17 protein-coding genes and 1 tRNA gene are annotated in these 20,339 nt (G+C 58.2%); 16 read left to right on the top strand and 2 right to left on the bottom strand.

The annotated features are described in order from the left end of the window. Positions 1–2: 2 nt before the first annotated feature. The 3 genes from pntB (at position 3) to GNX18_RS09735 (ending at position 4,392) form a co-directional block, all read left to right on the top strand. Entirely contained in the window at positions 3–1,400 is a 1,398-nt protein-coding gene (gene pntB, locus GNX18_RS09745) for a Re/Si-specific NAD(P)(+) transhydrogenase subunit beta (protein WP_138233751.1), read from the top strand. A gap of 170 nt (positions 1,401–1,570) precedes the next feature. Beyond that, positions 1,571–3,562 carry a hypothetical protein gene (locus tag GNX18_RS09740; protein ID WP_166217487.1) on the top strand — a complete coding sequence of 664 codons (1,992 nt, stop codon included), beginning with the start codon at positions 1,571–1,573 and terminating at the stop codon, positions 3,560–3,562. A 56-nt stretch (positions 3,563–3,618) separates the two neighbouring features. Beyond that, positions 3,619–4,392: a rhamnogalacturonan acetylesterase gene (locus GNX18_RS09735; protein ID WP_166217484.1), complete on the top strand. Its 774-nt coding sequence runs from the start codon at positions 3,619–3,621 to the stop codon at positions 4,390–4,392. Positions 4,393–4,520: 128 nt separating this feature from the next. Here the strand turns inward: GNX18_RS09735 and GNX18_RS09730 are convergent, their stop codons facing one another. Continuing rightward, positions 4,521–4,823: a YhbY family RNA-binding protein gene (locus GNX18_RS09730; protein WP_138233754.1), complete on the bottom strand. Its 303-nt coding sequence runs from the start codon at positions 4,821–4,823 to the stop codon at positions 4,521–4,523. A gap of 220 nt (positions 4,824–5,043) precedes the next feature. On the opposite strand from GNX18_RS09730, the gene rlmE reads away from it, so the two are divergent. From rlmE to GNX18_RS09670, 12 genes are all read left to right on the top strand, one after another. Then, the gene (gene rlmE, locus GNX18_RS09725) at positions 5,044–5,664 is read left to right on the top strand and encodes a 23S rRNA (uridine(2552)-2'-O)-methyltransferase RlmE (protein ID WP_166217481.1); all 621 of its coding nucleotides are present in this window, start codon (positions 5,044–5,046) and stop codon (positions 5,662–5,664) included. A gap of 226 nt (positions 5,665–5,890) precedes the next feature. Continuing rightward, positions 5,891–7,801: an ATP-dependent zinc metalloprotease FtsH gene (ftsH, locus tag GNX18_RS09720; RefSeq protein ID WP_138233910.1), complete on the top strand. Its 1,911-nt coding sequence runs from the start codon at positions 5,891–5,893 to the stop codon at positions 7,799–7,801. A gap of 95 nt (positions 7,802–7,896) precedes the next feature. Next, on the top strand, positions 7,897–8,733 hold the full coding sequence (gene folP / locus GNX18_RS09715; RefSeq protein ID WP_166217478.1) for a dihydropteroate synthase: 837 nt from the start codon (positions 7,897–7,899) through the stop codon (positions 8,731–8,733). A gap of 190 nt (positions 8,734–8,923) precedes the next feature. Continuing rightward, positions 8,924–10,270, top strand: a complete 1,347-nt coding sequence (glmM, locus tag GNX18_RS09710; protein ID WP_166217475.1) for a phosphoglucosamine mutase — start codon at positions 8,924–8,926, stop codon at positions 10,268–10,270. A gap of 109 nt (positions 10,271–10,379) precedes the next feature. After that, positions 10,380–11,126, top strand: a complete 747-nt coding sequence (tpiA, locus tag GNX18_RS09705; RefSeq protein WP_166217472.1) for a triose-phosphate isomerase — start codon at positions 10,380–10,382, stop codon at positions 11,124–11,126. 58 nt (positions 11,127–11,184) lie between these two features. Next, complete coding sequence (gene secG, locus GNX18_RS09700) at positions 11,185–11,631, top strand: preprotein translocase subunit SecG (protein WP_138233758.1); 447 nt, start codon at positions 11,185–11,187, stop codon at positions 11,629–11,631. A 35-nt stretch (positions 11,632–11,666) separates the two neighbouring features. After that, a tRNA-Leu gene (locus GNX18_RS09695) sits at positions 11,667–11,751 on the top strand. Positions 11,752–12,174: 423 nt separating this feature from the next. Then, the gene (locus GNX18_RS09690; RefSeq protein ID WP_166217469.1) at positions 12,175–13,161 is read left to right on the top strand and encodes an AAA family ATPase; all 987 of its coding nucleotides are present in this window, start codon (positions 12,175–12,177) and stop codon (positions 13,159–13,161) included. A 135-nt stretch (positions 13,162–13,296) separates the two neighbouring features. Continuing rightward, positions 13,297–15,690 (top strand): S8 family peptidase, encoded by a 2,394-nt coding sequence (locus GNX18_RS09685; protein WP_240914328.1) that lies wholly within the window; start codon positions 13,297–13,299, stop codon positions 15,688–15,690. A gap of 285 nt (positions 15,691–15,975) precedes the next feature. After that, positions 15,976–16,539 (top strand): hypothetical protein, encoded by a 564-nt coding sequence (locus GNX18_RS09680; RefSeq protein ID WP_166217464.1) that lies wholly within the window; start codon positions 15,976–15,978, stop codon positions 16,537–16,539. Position 16,540: 1 nt separating this feature from the next. Beyond that, complete coding sequence (locus GNX18_RS09675) at positions 16,541–16,813, top strand: hypothetical protein (RefSeq protein WP_205828107.1); 273 nt, start codon at positions 16,541–16,543, stop codon at positions 16,811–16,813. Positions 16,814–16,979: 166 nt separating this feature from the next. Continuing rightward, positions 16,980–18,011 carry a metallophosphoesterase gene (locus GNX18_RS09670; RefSeq protein ID WP_166217462.1) on the top strand — a complete coding sequence of 344 codons (1,032 nt, stop codon included), beginning with the start codon at positions 16,980–16,982 and terminating at the stop codon, positions 18,009–18,011. 51 nt (positions 18,012–18,062) lie between these two features. Here GNX18_RS09670 and GNX18_RS09665 read toward each other — a convergent pair whose 3' ends face one another. Further along, the gene (locus GNX18_RS09665; RefSeq protein WP_138233763.1) at positions 18,063–18,788 is read right to left on the bottom strand and encodes a YebC/PmpR family DNA-binding transcriptional regulator; all 726 of its coding nucleotides are present in this window, start codon (positions 18,786–18,788) and stop codon (positions 18,063–18,065) included. A 198-nt stretch (positions 18,789–18,986) separates the two neighbouring features. Between GNX18_RS09665 and GNX18_RS09660 the strand changes: the two genes are divergently transcribed. Continuing rightward, a complete protein-coding gene (locus GNX18_RS09660) occupies positions 18,987–20,297 on the top strand; it encodes an NCS2 family permease (protein WP_166217459.1) in 1,311 nt (436 codons plus the stop codon). Positions 20,298–20,339: the final 42 nt, after the last annotated feature.

Below are 20,339 nucleotides of genomic sequence, written 5' to 3'. Positions count from 1 at the left end.
ACATGAACAGTGTTATATCCATGGCCTATCTGTTCTCCGCGGTGATGTTCATCCTGAGCCTCGGCGGACTGTCCACACACGAGACCGCAAGACGCGGAAACTACTACGGCATGGTGGGGATGGCGGTTGCCATCATCGCCACCGTGGCCGGCATCACCTCCGGCGCCTACCTGCCAGTGGCCATCGCCATGGGCGTGGGCGCGGTGGTGGGTATCCACTTGGCGCGCAAGGTCGAGATGACCGCAATGCCGCAGCTGGTTGCCCTGCTGCACAGCTTTGTCGGCCTGGCGGCGGTGCTGATCGGTTGGGGTGGTTACCTCGACCCGCGTGTGAACCTGGTGGGTGCGGCCCATATCGTGCACAACACCGAGATCTTCATCGGTGTGTTCATCGGTGCCATCACTCTGACCGGTTCCATCGTCGCCTTCGGCAAACTGCAGGGACTGATCTCCGGCAAACCGCTGATGCTGCCGGCGCGCCACTGGCTGAACCTGATCGCGATTCTGGTATGCGTGCTGCTGGGTGCCTGGTTTATTCCGGCGGATGTGGGCCCCACCACCATCGTCTATCTGCTGGTGATGACCTCCATCGCGCTGCTGCTGGGTATCCACCTGATCGCCGCGATTGGCGGTGCGGATATGCCGGTGGTGATCTCCATGTTGAACAGCTACTCCGGTTGGGCCGCCGCTGCCACTGGCTTCATGCTGAGTAACGACCTGCTGATCGTGATCGGCGCGCTGGTGGGCTCCTCTGGTGCCATCCTCAGTTACATCATGTGCCGCGGCATGAACCGCTCCTTTATCAGCGTGATCCTGGGTGGCTTCGGCTCCGACGGTGAAGTCGCCGGCGGTGACGGCGAAGTGGAAGGCGAAGTGGTTGCCACCTCACACGACGAGCTGGCGGAAGACCTGCGCAACGCCGAGAGCATCGTGATCGTACCCGGCTTCGGTATGGCCGTGGCCCACGCCCAGCAGGCGGTGAGCGACCTCACCGACAAACTGCGCAAGGCCGGCAAAACCGTGCGCTTCGGCATCCACCCGGTGGCGGGCCGCCTGCCCGGGCACATGAACGTACTGCTGGCGGAAGCCAACGTGCCCTACGACATCGTGCTGGAAATGGAAGAGATCAACGACGACCTGCCGAAAACCGATCTGGTCCTGGTCATCGGTGCCAACGACACCGTCAACCCGGATGCGGTGGAAAAACCCGGATCTCCCATCGCCGGTATGCCGGTGCTGGAAGTGTGGAAGGCCGGCAAAGTGGTGGTGCTGAAGCGCTCCATGGCTTCCGGCTACGCCGGCGTCGCCAACCCGCTGTTCTACAAAGAAAACTCGCGCATGCTGTTTGGCGATGCGAAAGAGAGCCTGCAGAGCGTACTGGGTAAGCTGAACCCGGCCTGATTACTTAAAGGGTAATTCGGCATCCTTTGTGAAGCGGCCCCGCGAGGTGGCCGCTTTTTCTTTGTGTGTTTCAGCCGGTTTCACTGGTCTCGATCATTGGTCAGGCCGGTGGTAACCTATGGCGCCTGTCTAACAACCACAAAACGACCCGACAATAAAAAGATTTCCCTATGCCGGCTGAAACGCATTTTTTCCCCGATTCTCTGAAACAGACCCTGCGTGGTTCCCTGGTTGCCGCTCTGATGGCGGTGCTTTCCGCCTGTGGCGGTGGGGGATCCGGTGGCGGCTCCGGCAGCAGCGGCGACGACAATCAACCGCCGATCGTCCCGGCGCCCGCGGTACTTGTTCTGAGTGGCGACACCAGCGCCGAAGTGGGCGACTCGGTAGGTGTGGTGGCGAGTGTTTCCGAGCGGGGTTACAACCGTTTTCGATGGGAGCAGCTGTCTGGCCCCGCGCTCGGTAACCTCGCAGGTAACGGCACCGCGGGTATCAGCTTTAACGCTCCCTATAGTGGCACATACAGTTTTCGCCTGACCGCCAGCAGCCCTACTGGCGGGGATCTGGTGGATACGTTTGATATCAATGTGGATGCGGGAAATTCTGGTTCCCGTGTACAACTCAGAGCGGACCGCGCGGTGACAGAAGGAGCGGACATCTCCTTGCGCCTGGGCGCCAAACTGGTCAGCGGCGATATTATTTCCTGGCGTTTCGAACAGATTTCCGGACCTCGGGCCACGCTGAATGAAGACGATTCGGGGCAGCGGGTAATTTTTGTGACCGCGCCCAAAGTCACCGGGGATCAGGTGCTGACATTCCGCGGTACCCTGGAAACCACCGCCGGTTCTTTTTCCGATGTGGCTTATGTGGTTGTGCAGGACCGTCCGGAAGTGACCAGCGAATACTTTTGTGACGGTACTGGCGATTACTGCGCAACGAGTAGTCCCCTAAACCCGGTATACAGTTATCGTGCCGACAGCCCGTATGGCGATCGGTTGGCGGCGTGCGTTTACTCAAATCAATTAGGGGATGACAATTTCTGTACGCTCGGCCAGTTGCCGGTAATAGGCATGGAAAACAGTGCACCGAGTGTGGACTTGATTATGGATCACGTGCTGGTGTCGCACGACTGGATGGGAGCGCGGTTCGAACGTTTCCTGAAGGAATTGGATCCCTATGGGGATTTCGCCAATCTGCTGCGTGCGACCACGGCCATCGTCATTTCCAGCGATATTCGCCCATCGTTTTACTGGTCGCTCACCGGTGCCATCTATCTCGATCCGGAGAGTCTTTGGCTTACGCCGGAGGAGCGGGACGTGATCAACGAGCAGCCGGATTATCGCAGTGGATTCGGATCGGAGCTGCGATTTGTTACACCGTGGCGCTACATAAAAAACAATAACTACGCCTTTACAAGCTATTACCCGGCGGATCGTAACAGTCGCCCCTTCAGCGACCTTGAGGCGGATCTGGGCTCCTTGCTGTACCACGAACTGGCCCATGCCAACGATGCGATGTCGCAGGCGAAAATCAACCGCGGCCTGGACCGCCAGGATATTTTCTTCAATCAGGCTCAGAGCGGATCTGTTGTCAACAAATCCGTCAGCGCGGTGAACGGACTGCAGTCGGAACAGCTCTTTGCGCTGGCGGAGGTACGCTACCGCGGCGAACCGGCCACGCTGGAGCAGAGAACCTACTCTCCCCAGGATGTTGCCGGATTCTTTTTCCCTGATACCGCAACCGACTTCTATGCCTACGTCACACCCTGGGAAGACACCGCGATGCTGTTTGAGGAGACCATGATGAGTCTCCGCTTTGGTATCGAGCGCGATGTAGCCGTCACCAACAGTCCGACGAACCCGACGTCGGCGGATGATTTCGTCGTTTACCAGGGCCAGCGCGGTCGCATCGGTGCCGGGCGTATCCGCGCCCGCGCCAGCACCGCGGTGCAGTGGCTGTTGCCGGAAGCCTGGGCCAGTGCGGATGCGCACCTGCAATCCCTGATTCCGGTGGCGCTTTGCTCTGGCGAAGGCTGGGGGCAAAACCTGAACCCCGCATGCGAAGGCCAGTCCGGCCTGCTGCGTTTCGCTGCGCCGCAACCCAGTGGAGCGATCCCTATGCCCACGGAGTTGCCGCGTAGTTTCCTGCCTCCGACACGTTTCTGAACGGCAATGTTTACTTCGACTGAATAATGAATCACAGAGTAATGATGAGAGGTGTTATGAAAATTTTGAAACAGCTATTCACTGTGAGTGCACTGCTTGCAGCCGGCGCAACGTGCGCGGCGGATTCAGAAACCACCGTCTTCATGGCCGGCGACTCAACCATGGCTATCAAGGAAATCAAGGATTACCCGGAGACCGGCTGGGGTGTACCTTTCGCGGTATTTTTCGAGGATTCCGTCAATGTCGACAACCGCGCAATGAACGGTCGCAGCACCCGGACCTTTATTGAAGAAGGGCGCTGGGCCGGCATCATGGATGAACTCAAGGCGGGCGATTATGTAATCATACAATTCGGTCACAACGACGAGTCGGAAAGCAAGAAAGACCGCTACACCACCCCGGAACAGTACAAAACCAACCTGTCCCGTTTCATCAACGATGTGCGCAAGGCCAAGGCCGAGCCCATCTTGATGTCGCCCATCACCCGCCGTTATTTCGAGGGTGAGCACAAAATCAAGCACACCCACCCCTACGCACCGCTGGTACGGGAAGTGGCTGCTGAGGAAAAAGTAGAGTTCATCGATATGGAAGTGGTCACCCGCGAGTACTTCCAGGCCATGGGCGACCGGGACAGCGCGCTGCGCTTTATGCACATCGCCCCGGACCTTCACCCGAATTACCCGGTGGGGGTGCGCGACGATACTCACCTGAACAACCTCGGTGCGCGTGAAGTGGCGCAACTGGTGCTGGCGGAACTGCGCAAGCGCGAGCACCCTCTGGCCAAGCGTCTGCGCAACGCGGACCCGAAGCATCTGGCGCTGAAATACTGAGAATCAGTCTGGCCGGTCAGGATGTATCCGAGTTGTCGGGAGCGTCTTGAGGCAGGGGAGGGCGACGATAGCGGTTGTGGCAGTGGGCCGGTTCCGGGAACCGGCCCGAGGGCGTCAAGGCAGGCCGATCAGCGCAGCAGGTTGGACAGCTTGGCGTTGGGCTTGTCCGCCTTGCGGAAGATCAGCGCGATCTTGCCGATTTCCTGCACCAGCTCCGCGCCGCTCTGCTGGCACAGCTCCGCGATCAGCTCACGGCGCGCGTCGCGGTCGTTCACGGCCAGTTTTACCTTGATGAGCTCGTGGTCATTGAGGGCGCGATTCAGTTCTTCCGCCACTCCCTCGGTCAGGCCTTTCTCGGCAAGCGTGACCACGGGCTTGAGATTATGACCGATAGTGCGCAAGGCTTTTTTGCGGTCGGCGGTTAAAGGCATACAATACTCCATCCTTAAATGCGGCAGAGGCTGCCGCTGTGGGCAGGCAGTGCAATTCCCTACGCTGTCTATATATGTGAGCGTAGAGGAACAAAGCCTGCTGTCATACGAAAGTGTGGTCAGCAGCAGCGTTGCATGTGCTCGCCTCTATCAACCCCGATCCCGGCCTGCCACGCATTGATTGCGGTAGCGCCCGGATTTCAGCGATGTATTGTAACTGATGGCCCGATCAAAGAGCAGCCACCGCTGGCTGCGCGAACACTTCAACGACCCCTACGTCAAGCAGTCCCAGAAGGACGGCTACCGCTCGCGGGCGTCCTACAAACTGCAGGAACTGCAGGAAAAAGACCGCCTGTTCAAGCCCGGCATGACGGTGGTGGACCTGGGGGCGGCCCCCGGTGGCTGGTCCCAGGTGGCGGCAGAACTTGTTGGTCATAAGGGCCGGGTGCTGGCCTCCGACATTCTGCCGATGGATGCCCTCGCCGGGGTGGACTTCGTACAGGGGGACTTCACCGAGGAAAAGGTGTTCGACGAGCTGCTGGAAAGGCTGGGCGAAGAGCGCGCAGACCTTGTGATTTCCGACATGGCCCCCAATATGAGTGGGATACGCGCCGCAGACCAGCCCGCCGCCATGTATCTGGTGGAACTGGCCGTGGATATGGCGCGCCAGACCCTGAAGCCCGGCGGTGCCTTTGTGGCGAAGGTGTTTCAGGGCGAAGGGTTTGATGAACTGATCCGCGACCTGCGCAGTCAGTACCAGACGGTGGTCACCCGCAAACCCGGTGCATCCCGTCCGCGTTCCCGCGAGGTCTACGTAGTTGCCCGCGGCTTTAAGGGCTGACTCGCGGTTTCAAGCGCGGATGCCGATACGGGCCGGTGTTTTGGCGCGGGCGACCCGGTGTGGTAAAAGGATCAAGCGCCAAATCTCCGCGATTGCCCGCCGCCGGTGGCGGGCGGGTGACCGGAGCGACAGAATTACGATTTTCGCCGCCTATACTGGGTGGAATGGAATTACCGGCTGAGGCAAACGCCGAAGCTAAGGCAAGAGGGCATACCCTTTGAACGATATGGCAAAGAATCTGGTGTTGTGGCTGATCATCGCTGCGGTGCTGCTGATGGTCTTCCAGAACTTCAAGCCGCAGTCCAGGGACGAATCCCTCAGCTATTCCCAGTTTGTGCAGGACGTGCAGTCCGGCCAGGTGAAGAGCGTGATGGTAGATGGCCTGGTGATCACCGGTGAAAAGGCCGACGGCAGCCGCTTCAAGACCATCCAGCCGCAGATCATCGACGACGAGCTCACCAATGAAATGGTGCGCGGCGGCGTGCAGTTTAACGGCCGCGAGCCGGAGTCCCCGAGCATCTGGCAGCAGCTGCTGGTGGCCAGCTTCCCGATCCTGATCATCATCGCCGTGTTTATGTTTTTCATGCGCCAGATGCAGGGCGGCGCCGGTGGCCGCTCCGGCCCCATGGCGTTTGGCAAGAGCAAGGCGCGTCTTTTAGGTGAAGACCAGATCAAAACCACCTTCGCCGATGTGGCGGGTGTGGATGAGGCGAAAGAAGATGTCCAGGAGCTGGTCGAGTTCCTGCGCGACCCGTCCAAATTCCAGCGCCTCGGCGGCGCCATCCCCCGCGGCGTGCTGATGGCGGGCCCTCCCGGTACCGGTAAAACCCTGTTGGCCAAGGCCATCGCCGGCGAGGCCAAGGTGCCATTCTTCTCCATCTCCGGTTCCGACTTCGTGGAAATGTTCGTGGGTGTGGGTGCGTCCCGCGTGCGCGATATGTTCGAGCAGGCCAAGAAACAGGCCCCGTGCATCATCTTCATCGACGAGATCGACGCCGTCGGCCGTCACCGCGGTGCCGGTGTGGGCGGCGGTCACGACGAGCGCGAGCAGACCCTGAACCAGCTCTTGGTTGAGATGGACGGCTTTGAAGGCAACGAGGGCGTGATCGTTATCGCCGCCACCAACCGTCCCGACGTGCTCGACTCCGCGCTGCTGCGCCCGGGCCGTTTCGACCGCCAGGTGTTTGTCGGCCTGCCGGATATCCGCGGCCGCGAACAGATCCTGAAAGTGCATATGCGCAAGGTACCGCTGGATGAGCGTGTCGACCCGCAGACCATTGCCCGCGGCACCCCCGGCTTTTCCGGTGCCGACCTCGCCAACCTGGTGAACGAGGCCGCGCTGTTCGCCGCCCGCGCCAACAAGCGCATGGTGACCATGGACGAGTTTGAGCGCGCCCGCGACAAGATCATGATGGGTGCCGAGCGCAAATCCATGGTGATGAACGAGAAGGAAAAGACCAACACCGCCTACCACGAGGCCGGCCACGCCATCATTGGCCGCCTGGTGCCGGAGCACGACCCGGTGCACAAGGTCACCATCATCCCCCGCGGCCGCGCGCTGGGCGTGACCCAGTTCCTGCCGGAAGAGGACAAGTACAGCCTGTCCAAGCGCGCGCTGGAGTCCCAGCTGTGCTCCCTGTTCGGCGGCCGTATTGCGGAAGAAATGACCTTGGGCATCGACGGTGTCACCACCGGTGCCTCCAACGATATCGAGCGCGCTACCGACATCGCCCGCAACATGGTCACCAAGTGGGGCCTGTCCGAGAAGCTCGGCCCGCTGCACTACGGTGAAGACGACAGTCGCCAGCCCGGCCACGGCAATCCGATTTCCGGCAAGACCTCCAACGAGATCGACGAGGAAGTGCGTCGTATCATCGACACCTGCTACGCCCGCGCGCAGAAGCTGCTGGAGGAGAACCGCGATATTCTCGAGGCGATGAAAGACGCGCTGATGGAGTATGAGACCCTGGATGCCGAACAGGTCAACGACCTGATGGCCCGCCGCAAGGTGCGTCCGCCGCGCGACTGGCACGACAATGACTACACCGGCGGCGGTTCCGCCGACGATGTGCAAAAGCCCGAGACCAAACCCGATGAAGGCGAAAACCCAGTCGGTGGACCGGTCAACGGCCACTGACTGTTTAGCTGGCGCTTTCCGGTGCAATAAACAAACACCGATCAAAAAACGGGCCTCCGGGCCCGTTTTTGTATTTACGACCTGATAACGATTCTATGAAGTTGAACTGCGGCAAGCACACTCTCGACCTCTCCCGTCCCCAGGTGATGGGTATTCTCAATACCACGCCGGACTCCTTCTCCGACGGCGGCAGCTACTACGCCGATGGTGGGCTGGATCTTGATCTGGTGTTGCACCGCGCAGAACAGATCTGCCGTGAGGGCGGCACTATTGTGGATATCGGCGGCGAATCCACCCGCCCGGGCGCCGCGGTGGTGACCGAGCAGCAGGAGCTGGATCGCGTGGTACCAGCCGTAGAAGCGATTCACCAGCGGTTCGATGTTGTGATCTCCGTCGACACCAGCACCCCCTCGGTAATGCGAGAATCCGCCGCCGCGGGCGCCGGCATCATCAACGATGTGCGCGCACTCACGCGCGACGGCGCCCTTGAAGCCGCCGCCGCCACCGGTCTGCCGGTGTGTGTCATGCACATGCAGGGCGAGCCCGGCTCCATGCAGGCGAACCCGGACTACCGCGATGTGGTGAGGGAAGTGCGAGCATATCTCGACGAGCGCCTCGCCGCCTGCGTGGCTGCGGGCATCGCCCGGGAAAAGGTAATCTACGACCCCGGTTTCGGCTTCGGCAAAAACGACCAGCACAACCTGGAACTGCTGCGGCGCCTGCCGGAGCTGGCGCCGCCGGACCAGCCTCTGCTGGTGGGACTGTCGCGCAAATCCATGATCGGCCGCCTGCTGGACCGCGCGGTAGACGAGCGCCTTGCCGGCAGCCTGGCGCTGGCCATGCTGTCCGCCCAGCGCGGCGCCCATATCATCCGCGTCCACGACGTGGCCGCAACCGCAGATGTGCTGAAATTACTGCAGCTTGCAAGCTGAGCCCTGTAGGAGCCTGCCTGCAGGCGAACCACTTGTAGGGTGAGACCTTGTAGGAGCCTGCTTGCAGGCGAACCACCCCCGAGCCCGTTCGCCTGCAGGCAGGCTCCTACAGGGGGAACAAAGAAATTTGACCGTAGGTTGGGCCCAGCACAGTGTGCCCGATACGACACCTAGATGTGAGAGTTACAAGATGACAAGAAAATACTTCGGCACCGACGGCATCCGCGGCCAGGTAGGCGAGGGCGCCATCACCCCGGATTTCATGCTGCGCCTGGGCTACGCCGCCGGCAAGGTGCTCGGCGCCAATCGCCAGGGTAAGGGCCGCAGCCGTATCCTGATCGGCAAGGACACCCGCGTATCCGGCTACATGTTCGAGGCGGCCCTTGAGGCGGGCCTGATCAACGCCGGCGTCGATGTCGGCCTGCTGGGCCCCATGCCCACCCCGGCCATCGCCTATCTCACCCGCACCTTCCACGCCCAGGCCGGGATTGTCATCAGCGCCTCCCACAACCCCTATCACGACAACGGCATCAAGTTCTTCAGCACCGATGGCAGCAAGCTCCCGGACGAGGTGGAGCTGGAGATTGAGGCGGCGCTGGACCTGCCCATGGAAACCGCCAGTGACCTCGGCAAGGCCTGGCGCATCGATGACGCCGTCGGCCGCTATATCGAGTTCTGCAAGGCGAGCACCCCCTGGCGCTACTCCCTGCAGGGGCTCAATATCGTGCTCGACTGCGCCAACGGCGCCACCTACCACATCGCCCCCAAGGTATTCCGCGAGCTGGGTGCCGAGGTGCACGCCATCGGTGTGCAGCCGGACGGCCTCAACATCAACCTGGACTGTGGCTCCACCAAGCCCCAGCAGCTGCAGAAAGCAGTGATGGAGCGCGGGGCTGACCTCGGTATCGCGTTTGACGGCGACGGCGACCGCGTCATGTTTGTGGACCGCCACGGCAATCTGATCGACGGCGACCAGCTGCTGTTCCTCATTGCCATCCATCGCCAGCAGTTCCTCGGCGGCTGCAGTGGCGTGGTCGGTACGCTGATGAGTAACTACGGTTTCGAACTGGCGCTGAAAGAGCGCAAGATCCCCTTCGCCCGCGCCAAGGTGGGGGACCGCTATGTGCTGGAAATGATGTACAAAAACGGCTGGTCCCTGGGTGGTGAATCCTCCGGGCATATCGTGTGCACCGACGTGACTACCACCGGCGACGGCATTATCTCCGCCCTGCAGGTACTGCGTGCGGTGAGCGACTTCGGCGAATCCCTGGATCAGCTCAGCGAGAAGATGCAGATGTTGCCGCAGCACATGATCAATGTGCGCCTGGCGCGTCGCGATGGCGTGCTGGAGCACGGCGATGTGCAGGCCGCTGTATCCCACGCGGAGTCCACCCTCGCCAACGACGGCCGTGTGCTGCTGCGCCCGTCCGGCACCGAGCCCCTGATTCGGGTAATGGTCGAGGGTAAAGACGCCGCGCTGGTGGAACGTCTGGCGGGGGAAATCGCCAAGGTGGTGGAGCAGGTCGGCAATGCCTGAATCGGCCAGCGGACTCCGGAAGCCATTGAAAAATCAATAAATATCCGGAAACCCTGGTTGTATGTTCCCGGCAATACCGCTAAGATTTGCGCCCCTTGGAGGAGCACCGATGCGAAAAACACTGGTAGCTGCCAACTGGAAAATGCACGGTAGCAAAGCGTTTGCCGAACAACTGTTGGCCGAGCTGAACAGCGGACTGGAGTCCGGCGAGTGCTCCGCCGAAGTGGTTATCTGCCCGCCTTTTCCCTACCTCGGGGTAGTGGGTGCGGCGGCAGAGAATGTAGAGCAGCTGGCTCTGGGGGCACAGAACCTCAGCGAGCAGCCCGCCGGTGCTTTCACCGGGGAAGTCTCTGCAGATATGCTGCTGGATTGCGGCGTGCGCTACGTGATCGTCGGTCACTCCGAGCGCCGCAGCCTCTATGGCGAAAGCAGCGAGCTGGTCGCGGCCAAGTTTGCCGCCGCCAAAAGCGCAGGCCTGACGCCGATCCTCTGTGTAGGTGAATCGCTGCAGGAGCGCGAGGCGGGCAAAACGCTGGACGTGATCGCCGGGCAGATTCAGGCCGTTGTCGACCTGGGCCTGGCAGGTACCTGGCACAATGCCGTGGTGGCCTATGAGCCCGTCTGGGCCATCGGCACCGGCAAGACCGCCACCCCGGAACAGGCGCAGAAAGTGCACCAGTTCATTCGCCAGCAACTGGGCGACGCGGGAGCGGACACGCAGATCCTCTACGGGGGTAGCGTCAAGGCGGCAAATGCTGCCGAACTGTTTGCCATGGACGACATCGACGGCGCCCTGGTGGGCGGAGCTTCACTCGAGGCAAACGAATTTATCCAGATCTGTCGCGCTGCTGACTAGCGCAACCGGTCGAAAATTTTTGAGCAAGGGCGCATGCCCATAACAGGTTTTCTGGACAATGGAAAAACTGGTTTTAGTGGTTCACATCCTCACTGCGTTGGGTATTATCGGCCTGATTTTGCTGCAGCAGGGTAAAGGTGCGGAAGCGGGTGCCTCCTTCGGTGCGGGTGCTTCCCAGACCGTTTTTGGCAGCCAGGGCAGCGGAAATTTCTTTTCCCGCTTGACTGCAATTCTGGCCACTGTATTCTTCGCCACCAGCTTCGGCCTGGCAGTGTTGGCCAGCCGCGACGAAGCCCCGGATCTGGACGGTGTTCCGCAAGTTCCGGCGGCGATCGAATCCCGCGAACAGCAGGACGACGTACCGGCAGTAATCGAAAGCGATGTTCCTGAAGTTCAGGATGCAGCCCCGGCGGCAGGTGACCTGCCCGCAGCAGAAGAAGCCCCTCAGGCGGAACTGCCGGAAGCCGGAGCGGAAGAGCAGAAAACTGAGGAACAGCCTCAGTAAGCCGCAAGGCTTAAATCAAAAACTGAAAAGTTTTTGCCCAGGTGGTGGAATTGGTAGACACGCTATCTTGAGGGGGTAGTGGCTTCGGTCGTGCGGGTTCAAGTCCCGCCCTGGGCACCACATCAAAGTCTTCAGGTGTCTGAAGCAACCCGGAAAGCCCCGCATTGCGGGGCTTTTTCGTTTTGGCCTGTGATGACGAAGTCATTCCTTAGCAAACCAGAATCGAGACCGTGTCAGATCAGGTGGAGCTGGAGGAGGTCTACGATACCGAACGACACCTCTTATACGTAGCCTGTACCAGAGCTCGGAATCACTTGTTGGTGAGTGGGGTCGATCCGATGTCTGAATTTCTGGATGATCTTGAGGCATAGCTGCAGCTGCCGGGGATTCACATTGGGTAGGCCGGGTATCGGTAGCAGCCGCAGTGTTGTGACTATAGCCGGATTTTCAGTCATACTTTTGCATTAATCTTCGATAGAGTTGCTTAATTTCATTCAGCGGACAAACCTCGCTATCATTGCGCTCCACGGGAGTGAACATACTATGGCTACCGCAGAACAGATAAAGGCGCTATTGAAGAGCCACGCTGATCATGATGACCAGCGGTTCTATTCTATTGCCCTACAGGTGGCCGCAAAGGAGGCTAGGCTGGGGCATCATAAGCTGGCTAGCGATATAAAAGCTCTGATTGAGAAATCTCAGCGTGAGAAGAAAGAGTCGAGCCTCTCTTCCGTTAAGCCGACCCCATTGGTACAGCAACCCAAAGGTGACCTGAAAGGCCTGCTTGAGCTCACCCATCCTTCAGTGAGAAGTGGTGAGTTGGTCCTTTCACCCGAGGTCAAGGATCGGCTCAACCAAGTCTTGCTAGAACAGCGTCAAAAGGATCGGCTCGCTAAATTTGGTCTCCTGCCCCGGCGTAAACTTCTGTTTACCGGCCCTCCTGGAACGGGAAAGACGATGTCCGCAGCGGTCTTGGCGACTGAACTGCGGCTACCGATGTATACCATTGTATTGGATAACCTGATCACCCGTTTTATGGGCGAGACCGCGGCCAAGCTCAGATTGATCTTTGATCATATCCGGCAAGCTCGCGCGGTTTACTTGTTTGATGAGTTCGACGCGATTGGTACGCAGCGCGGTGCACAGAACGACGTCGGCGAAATCCGTCGAGTATTGAATTCATTTTTGCTATTTGTAGAGCAGGATGCATCTGAAAGCGTCATCGTTGCGGCAACCAACCACCCGGAATTGCTTGATAAGGCTCTCCATCGCCGCTTTGATGACATCATTCCGTTTGAAAAACCGGGCGAAGAGCAAGTCAGGAAAATTATTGAAAATCGGCTAAATTTATTTGATACAGAGTCAATGGATTGGCCGAAGATTTCTTCAGCTGCTGTTGGGCTGAGCTCAGCAGAGGTTGCGAGAGCCTGCGAAGATGCCGCCAAAGACGCGGTGCTTCACCACGATGCCCGAATTACTACGGCATTACTGCTAAAGGCGATAAAACGTCGGCAATCTGGAAATATATAAGTAGAAGAATTAATGGCGGAAAGGAAACCCCATATATTATTGAACGGATTTGTTCAGAACGAAGACTTTCAGTCCCGCCGTACGGGGCGTGGTGCGAAAGTCCCACTCCAAAACCGAGCCTCTCACGGTCAAGCATTGACCCAACAGTATGCCGCGATTCAGAGCGGCTATGACAGCCAGCGAAAGGCTGCGCCTGAGCCAATCACTGAAGATATCGGAATTTATGTCGAGATAATCGGCATGCCTAACTGCCCACTAACGCTGGAGAGCTTAGATAACCGCGACTTTAAGCTCAGATCCTGCCGGAAAGTCGATAATCGAGAAGTGGCCGTCGTATTTATTCCTGAGAATCGCAGAAATGTATTCCAAAAAAAGTTGGAGCTGTATCTGGATCCAGAGGAAGATAACAAGAGCGGTGTGCCCAGTAACCACAAGCTGATAGGCAGCATATCTGAGGTCAAGCTCGCTGATCTCCGTTCGTTCTGGACTGATGATATTCCTCTGTTTCCGGAAAACGAGCAACAAGCTGTCTGGTGGGAGCTTTGGTTAAAAAGGCGGCCGGAAGAGGAGGATCCCCTCGGTATCGCGCACCAACTGGCGCAGCGCATTGAGGGCTGTTTAGGAAATACCTCGCTCAGCTTTTTTGATAGCGTTGTGGTACTCATCCGAGCGTCTGCCACTCAGCTGAAATCTGCCCCGGAATTGATCTCGAACCTGCAAGAATTAAGACGGGCAAAAGAAACTCCGACGGTGTTGGTTGAGTCATCACCAAAAGAGCAGCAGGAATGGGTTGCTAATCTGAGCGAGCGCGTCCAAATCAGCGAAGATGTGTCCACAGCGGTAACTATTCTTGATGCCGGTGTTAACTACAATCACCCGTTAATTCAGTTGGTTTGTTCAAGCGAGCGGGCAGATTGCTGGGATCCTGACTGGCCACATTTCGATACTTATGGCGTTCTCGGTTTCAATGATCATGGAACCAGGCAGGCAGGGCTTGCGGTCTTCGGGGATTTACACTCCGCATTGGTAAGCACGGAGACCATCGAGCTCAATCACTGCATCGAGTCTGCCAGAATTCTGCCTCCAAGCGGTAATAACGAGCCGGAGCTGTACGGGGATATCACGGTAGGGACAGCCTCAAAGCTGGAAATCGACGCCCCAGATATTAACCGGGTCTTTTCTCTGTCGGTAACTGCCGAGCCTGATTCTATAGGTGGTCTACCATCCTCCTGGTCCTCAGAGCTCGACCAGTTTTCTGCAGGGTTTGAGGATGGAAAGCTGAGATTGTTTGTGATTTCGGCCGGTAACAACCGTTCTATAGCCGCAAATCTGGATTATTGGGAACAAGTTCAGCTGGCCGAGATAGAGGATCCCGCACAATCCTGGAACGCATTGACGATTGGCGCTTATACAGAGCGTACCACAAATGATGACCCCGATTTCGATGGCTGGTCGCCGTTGGCGGTTTCCGGTGATATAGCGCCCGCTTCACGCTCCTCGGTAAATTGGGAGTGGAGAAAGTTTGCCCCCTTTAAGCCTGAATTGGTTGCAGAGGGTGGAAATCGACTGCTCTCGCCAGATAAAACTGAAGTTACCGATGCTGACACCGTCTCTCTGCTCACGACATCCGGCCGAAGTAGTGGGCAGTTGTTCGAAGTATCTGCGGATACAAGCGCAGCTTGTGCTCAGGTATCGGGGCATGCTGCTATTTTGATGGCGGAGTATCCGGATTTTTGGCCTGAGTCCATCCGCGCATTACTTGTCCATTCTGCCGAGTGGACCCCCAAGATGCGGGAGCGATTCGGACTGCTTAATAAAAGTCATAGCCCGAAAATCGCGAAAGAGACCATGCTGCGAACGTTTGGATTCGGGGTGCCGAATCTGGAGCGGGCGCGCTATAGCGCGAATCATACTCTTACCTTGCTTGCGCAAGGTGAATTGCAACCGTTTGTTAACGTTAGCAATGCGTCGGCTTCAGCGGATCCGAAGCTGAACGAAATGAGACTGCACGAATTACCGTGGCCAATCCATGCGCTACAACAATTACCTCCTGAGCTCGAAGTGCAGCTTCGTGTGACCCTGTCATATTTTATCGAGCCGAACCCGGGACGCCGCGGCTATAGAAGCCGGTATACCTACCCATCTCATGGGTTGCGGTTCGACGTCATTCGCCCTGGTCAATCGCTTGAGAACTTCCGCGCTTCAATCAACAAAGTGGCAAACGAAGCGATGGAGGATTATACCGGCCCCGAGGGCGACAGCGACGGATGGCGTTTAGGTTCTGCCCTTCGTTCGAGAGGCTCATTGCATTCCGATACTTGGATTGGCCCTGCAGCGGCGCTTGCAGATATGCACACGATTGCTGTTTACCCGGTCGGTGGCTGGTGGAAGTACCGCACAGCGCTGGATCGCTGGAAGAATGAGGTGCGGTATAGCCTCGTTGTGAGTATTGATACCCCTGATGAAAATATTGATATTTACACGTCGGTTGAGAGCCTAATTGAGGCCGTTGTAGAGGTGTCGGTTTAATTATCCGAGGATCGCATCTGTAGTGTTCCTCGATAATTCGAAGGGAAATGGGGAGCCGAGAGTTATTAGGAGTCGGGATTGAATTCTCCGGAATATCTTGTTCTGACTGTCCCGTGTCCTGGGACTCGGGACAAGTGGTGGAGGCCCAGCGTGAATAGTCAAGGGGTAAATTGCGTATTCGCTTTCTGGTAGTGGAGGCGTGGCAATTCTGGCAGATGTTTTCGCAAGGGCTGCGGTGATAGATGTTTAAATAGTCGGCTTCGTCAATATTCAAAGGAACAGAATGTGGCCGGTCAGTTGAAACCATCGTACAAAGAAGTAAAAGAGAAATTCGAAAAGGTCCGCGAGATTTCTCGGGAGGTAACCTACGAGCAGTTGGCGCCGGTTTTGAAGAACAGACTCGGTCAGGCCATCCTCCGAGGAAACATTGGCATCGACGGCTTTACCTTCGAAGCCCAGCGCAAGCTCAAAAGCTGGGAGCGATCCGGCCTGCGGAGAGTGGCCTGGGACTGGGAGGCAGTATCAAAGAGCTACCGCACCCATCCCAAGCGGTTCGAGCTTTCCATCTGGTTCAAGGGGCTGGAGCTGGGCGGAGCGAGCATAGGCCGCCCCACATGGAGCGGCGGAAAGCTGAGGCTTGACTATATCGAGTCTCACCCAATGGGAACTCCGCTTGATGGTCTGGTCACAGACATCAGTGTCGCGGCCGGCATGGTCTACGCCAATGCCATAGGTGCGACTCAGCTCCGAATCATGAATCCGGTCAACACCGCAGTGAAAGATCACTATTTGAGCAAGCCCGGCTTCGCTTTCAATGAGCGCGGCAACTTCTGCTACAGGGACCTGTGAGATGAGCGATCACAAGCGCCCTCCTATTGACTCCCCTGAGTTCAAGGAGTGGCTGAAGAAGAAGTCCAAGGGACACGTGGATGACATCCTCGGGGATGATCACCAGCCTGCCGATTTCGAGACCGGCGGAGCGATCTTCGGTGATGCGGGCAGCCTGGACAAGAGCGATGCGGAGCTCTTTCCCGATGAAATCGAGGAATACACTCCTGAAGAGCGCCGTGAGCACTTTAAAGTTCACAAGGGAGAAGGATCTAAACGCGGCGAAAGTGAGTGATATTTAGCCGAAATCTGTGGATAAATCGGGTGTGTCACTTGAACCCGCGGTACAGCCAACCTGTGGGGGTACCGATTTTCCGGGCGAGTTTTAGGCCTTGTAAATCAATCGCTTAGAGTCTGTTTCATATCCCGCCCTGGACACCACATTGAAAGCCGGATTTTTCATGAGTCCGGTATCCTTACAAAAGCCCCGCAATGCGGGGCTTTTGTATTTCTGGACCTTCCGTATCTTTTCGGTAGCCCGACATCAGCAAAGCGGCGTTCATATCTATCTGATTATTTTTCTCCCTCGATGGCATCAAATCGACTCTCGACGTTGCTCGGGGCTCGCCATTTGGTTTGCTACCCTTGTGCAATCAAGCATTTTGAGAATGGCAGGGATGAGTACCTATTGGAGTGTCGAGTGCAATTCCCGAGGTCGGGATTTTGTTGTTGGGGATGTGCACGGACACAAGGCGCAACTGCAAGCCCAGTTGGACGCCCTCGAGTTTAACCCCGGCGCTGATCGCCTTTTCTTTGTGGGTGATATCGTGGATCGGGGGCCGGATAGCGCTGGTCTTGTGGAGATGATTGATCAGCGCACCTATATCAGCATTCTTGGCAATCACGAGGCGATGCTGATTGCGGGCTTCGAGGACCCCGGCTTAGTAGAATTACATCAAGCCAATGGCGGGGCGTGGTTCTATGCGTTGCCGCGGAGCCGGCAGCGGGCGATCGTCGAGCAGGTGAGGGAGTGGCCCTGGGCTCTGGATATTGGAGTGGGCGAGCAGCGGATTGGGCTGGTGCATGCGGATGTTCCCGGCAGTGACTGGGAACTCGTAAAGAAGCTGCTTGGCGATATCAGCCAGGCCTGGTCAGCGGGCGCACCGCTTTCCGATGAGCGCCTGGCGCTTGTTACGCGGCCGTTGATGTGGCAGAGAACCCTGGTTACCCGCCTGTACCAGAAAGTATTGGGGCTGGGTTCCGGCAATAGAACGGTGTCCGAGGATAAGAGGGCGTTCGAGGATCGCAAGTCCAGGCTGCTGGCTCCGGAGCCGGCGCTGGTTCGTCCATTTCAGGTTCGGGGAATCGATGCCGTGTATATGGGACACACCTTTGTGCCAACGGTCGTCAATCTGGGGAATTGTTATTTCCTGGATTCTTACCGCGGGGGAGCGGACGAGGAATTGAGTATCCAGTGCATCAGCGCGCATTAGCGGCACTTCCGCGGGGTATTTCCCACGAAAGTGCAAATGGTCTGCGGCGCCTTATGAATTTGCATTTTCCACATTGTGATAAACCGCCTGAACATCCTCCAAATCGTTCAGCATATTCATAAACTTCTCAAACAGCGCCACGTCATCACCGCTGATCTCGGTATAGGTTTGCGGCACAAACTGGATTTCATCCACTTCAAAGTCGATATCACCAAAGGCTTCAATCAGCGCCTGCTTGGCTTTGAAGTAATCGGTGTGCGGGGCGAAGACCGAGAGTTTGCCGTCTTCGTTCTCGATGTCGGTCACATCCACATCTGCTTCCATCAGCGCTTCCAGCACGGCTTCTTCGTCGTCGTGTTTGAACACGAGGATCGCCAGGTGATCGAAGCTGTGGCTTACGGAGCCTTCCGTTCCGATCTTGGTTTTGGTCTTGGTGAAGGCCTGGCGCACGTCGCCGTAGGTGCGGTTGGGGTTGTCGGTGAGACATTCGATGATGGCCATGCAGCCGCCGGGGCCGAAGCCTTCGTAGCGGGCGCGGGCGAAATCTTCGCCGGCGCCGCCCTTGGCTTTTTCGATGGCCTTTTCGATCACGTGGGTGGGGACCTGGTCCTTCTTGGCGCGGTCGATCAGGCTGCGCAGGGCCAGGTTGCCGTTGGGGTCGAGGCCTCCAGACTTCGCGGTCATGTAGATCTCGCGGCCGTAACGGCTGTAGACCCTGGCTTTCATGTTCGAGGTCTTGGCCATTGACTCTTTGCGGTTCTGGTAGGCTCTGCCCATGGGGTGCTCCGGTATCGCTGGATATCAGTAAGAATTATTGAAAGCCGGCAATTTTACTGGCGGGCCGGGGGATGAGAAGCCATTACGTGCGCCAGGGCTGGCCGGGCGCGGCGGGGTTTGGGCAGGTTTGTGGATATTGACCACAATATTGGGTAAGTCTTGCCCCCTCCAATCCCGAAATTATTGCCGGAGTCGTCAGTGCAATCGTTGTCGAACACTGTTTTTGAGCGCCTGTTTGCCCTGCGCGCGCATCACACCACGGCGCGCCGCGAGCTGCTGGCGGGGCTGACCACGTTTGTAACCATGGCTTACGTGGTGTTTGTGACCCCGAACATGCTCGCCGGCACGGGGATGGACCACGGTGCGATCTTTGTCGCCACCTGCCTTGGCAGCGCCATCGCCTGTTTCCTGATGGGCTTTTACGCCAATTGGCCGGTGGGGCTGGCACCGGGCATCGGGCTGACGGCCTTTTTCGCCTACACGGTAGTCGGGGAGATGGGCTACAGCTGGCAGGTGGCGCTGGGCGCGGTGTTTATTGCCGGCGTGCTGTTTGTGCTCATGAGCCTGTCGCGGGTGCGGGAGTGGATCATGAACAGCATTCCCATGTGCCTGCGCTATTCCATGGGTGCCGGGGTGGGGCTGTTTCTGGGGCTGATCGGGCTCAAGTCCGCCGGTATCGTTGTACCCAGTGAGGCCACGCTGCTGACGCTGGGCTCCTTCCGCGAGCCGCAGCCGCTACTGGGAGGACTGTGCTTTCTATTGATCGGGGTACTCAGTTTTTGGAGGGTATTTGGCGCCATCCTGATAAGCATTCTTGTGGTCACTGCCATCGGCTTTGGTATAGGTCTTGTGCAATACGAGGGACTGGTGTCGTCGCCGCCGAGCCTGGCGCCGACCTGGATGGCGATGGACATCCGCGGGGCGCTGGATCTCAGCATGATCAGCGTGGTGCTCGCCTTCCTGTTCATTAATATTTTCGATACCGCGGGTACCCTGATGGGCGTTGCCCACCGCGCCGACCTGATCCAGCCGGATGGTCGTATCGAAAAGCTGCCCCGGGCGCTGAAGGCCGACAGTACCTCCAGCGTGCTGGGGGCGTTCCTCGGCTGCCCGCCGGTGACGAGCTTTGTGGAGAGTGCCGCCGGGGTGGCGGCCGGTGGGCGCACCGGGCTGACCGCGGTCACCGTCGGTGTGCTGTTTGTGCTGTGTATATTCTTTGCCCCACTGGCGGCGATGATTCCTACCTACGCCACCGCGGGCGCGCTGATTTATGTGGCGATGCTGATGATGGGGGGGATCGCCAGGGTGGACTGGGAGGAGCTGACCGACGCTATCCCCGCGCTGGTGACGATGATCATGATGCCGCTGACGTTTTCCATCGCCAATGGCATCGCACTGGGCTTCCTGACCTATACCGTACTCAAACTGTTTACCGGCCAGTACCGGCAGATCTCCCCCAGCCTGTATATTCTGAGTGCGATTTTCCTCGCCAGGTTCGCGTTTCTGTAACACCCGTCGTGGAGCCTTGCCGGGGGCGGAACCATTTTTGCA

Origin of the sequence: Microbulbifer sp. SH-1 (genome assembly GCF_011326135.1) — a bacterium.
Lineage (GTDB): Bacteria > Pseudomonadota > Gammaproteobacteria > Pseudomonadales > Cellvibrionaceae > Microbulbifer > Microbulbifer harenosus.
The sequence above is the reverse complement of the archived record's forward strand: the minus strand, read 5'-3'. Positions and strand labels throughout refer to the sequence as shown.

Excerpts from the sequence above, each read along its gene's own strand:
- pntB (WP_138233751.1), top strand. The coding sequence starts at position 3 with ATGAACAGTGTTATATCCATGGCCTATCTGTTCTCCGCGGTGATGTTC.
- GNX18_RS09740 (WP_166217487.1), top strand. The coding sequence starts at position 1,571 with ATGCCGGCTGAAACGCATTTTTTCCCCGATTCTCTGAAACAGACCCTG.
- GNX18_RS09735 (WP_166217484.1), top strand. The coding sequence starts at position 3,619 with ATGAAAATTTTGAAACAGCTATTCACTGTGAGTGCACTGCTTGCAGCC.
- GNX18_RS09730 (WP_138233754.1), bottom strand. The coding sequence starts at position 4,823 with ATGCCTTTAACCGCCGACCGCAAAAAAGCCTTGCGCACTATCGGTCAT.
- rlmE (WP_166217481.1), top strand. The coding sequence starts at position 5,044 with ATGGCCCGATCAAAGAGCAGCCACCGCTGGCTGCGCGAACACTTCAAC.
- ftsH (WP_138233910.1), top strand. The coding sequence starts at position 5,891 with ATGGCAAAGAATCTGGTGTTGTGGCTGATCATCGCTGCGGTGCTGCTG.
- folP (WP_166217478.1), top strand. The coding sequence starts at position 7,897 with ATGAAGTTGAACTGCGGCAAGCACACTCTCGACCTCTCCCGTCCCCAG.
- glmM (WP_166217475.1), top strand. The coding sequence starts at position 8,924 with ATGACAAGAAAATACTTCGGCACCGACGGCATCCGCGGCCAGGTAGGC.
- tpiA (WP_166217472.1), top strand. The coding sequence starts at position 10,380 with ATGCGAAAAACACTGGTAGCTGCCAACTGGAAAATGCACGGTAGCAAA.
- secG (WP_138233758.1), top strand. The coding sequence starts at position 11,185 with ATGGAAAAACTGGTTTTAGTGGTTCACATCCTCACTGCGTTGGGTATT.
- GNX18_RS09690 (WP_166217469.1), top strand. The coding sequence starts at position 12,175 with ATGGCTACCGCAGAACAGATAAAGGCGCTATTGAAGAGCCACGCTGAT.
- GNX18_RS09675 (WP_205828107.1), top strand. The coding sequence starts at position 16,541 with ATGAGCGATCACAAGCGCCCTCCTATTGACTCCCCTGAGTTCAAGGAG.
- GNX18_RS09670 (WP_166217462.1), top strand. The coding sequence starts at position 16,980 with ATGAGTCCGGTATCCTTACAAAAGCCCCGCAATGCGGGGCTTTTGTAT.
- GNX18_RS09665 (WP_138233763.1), bottom strand. The coding sequence starts at position 18,788 with ATGGGCAGAGCCTACCAGAACCGCAAAGAGTCAATGGCCAAGACCTCG.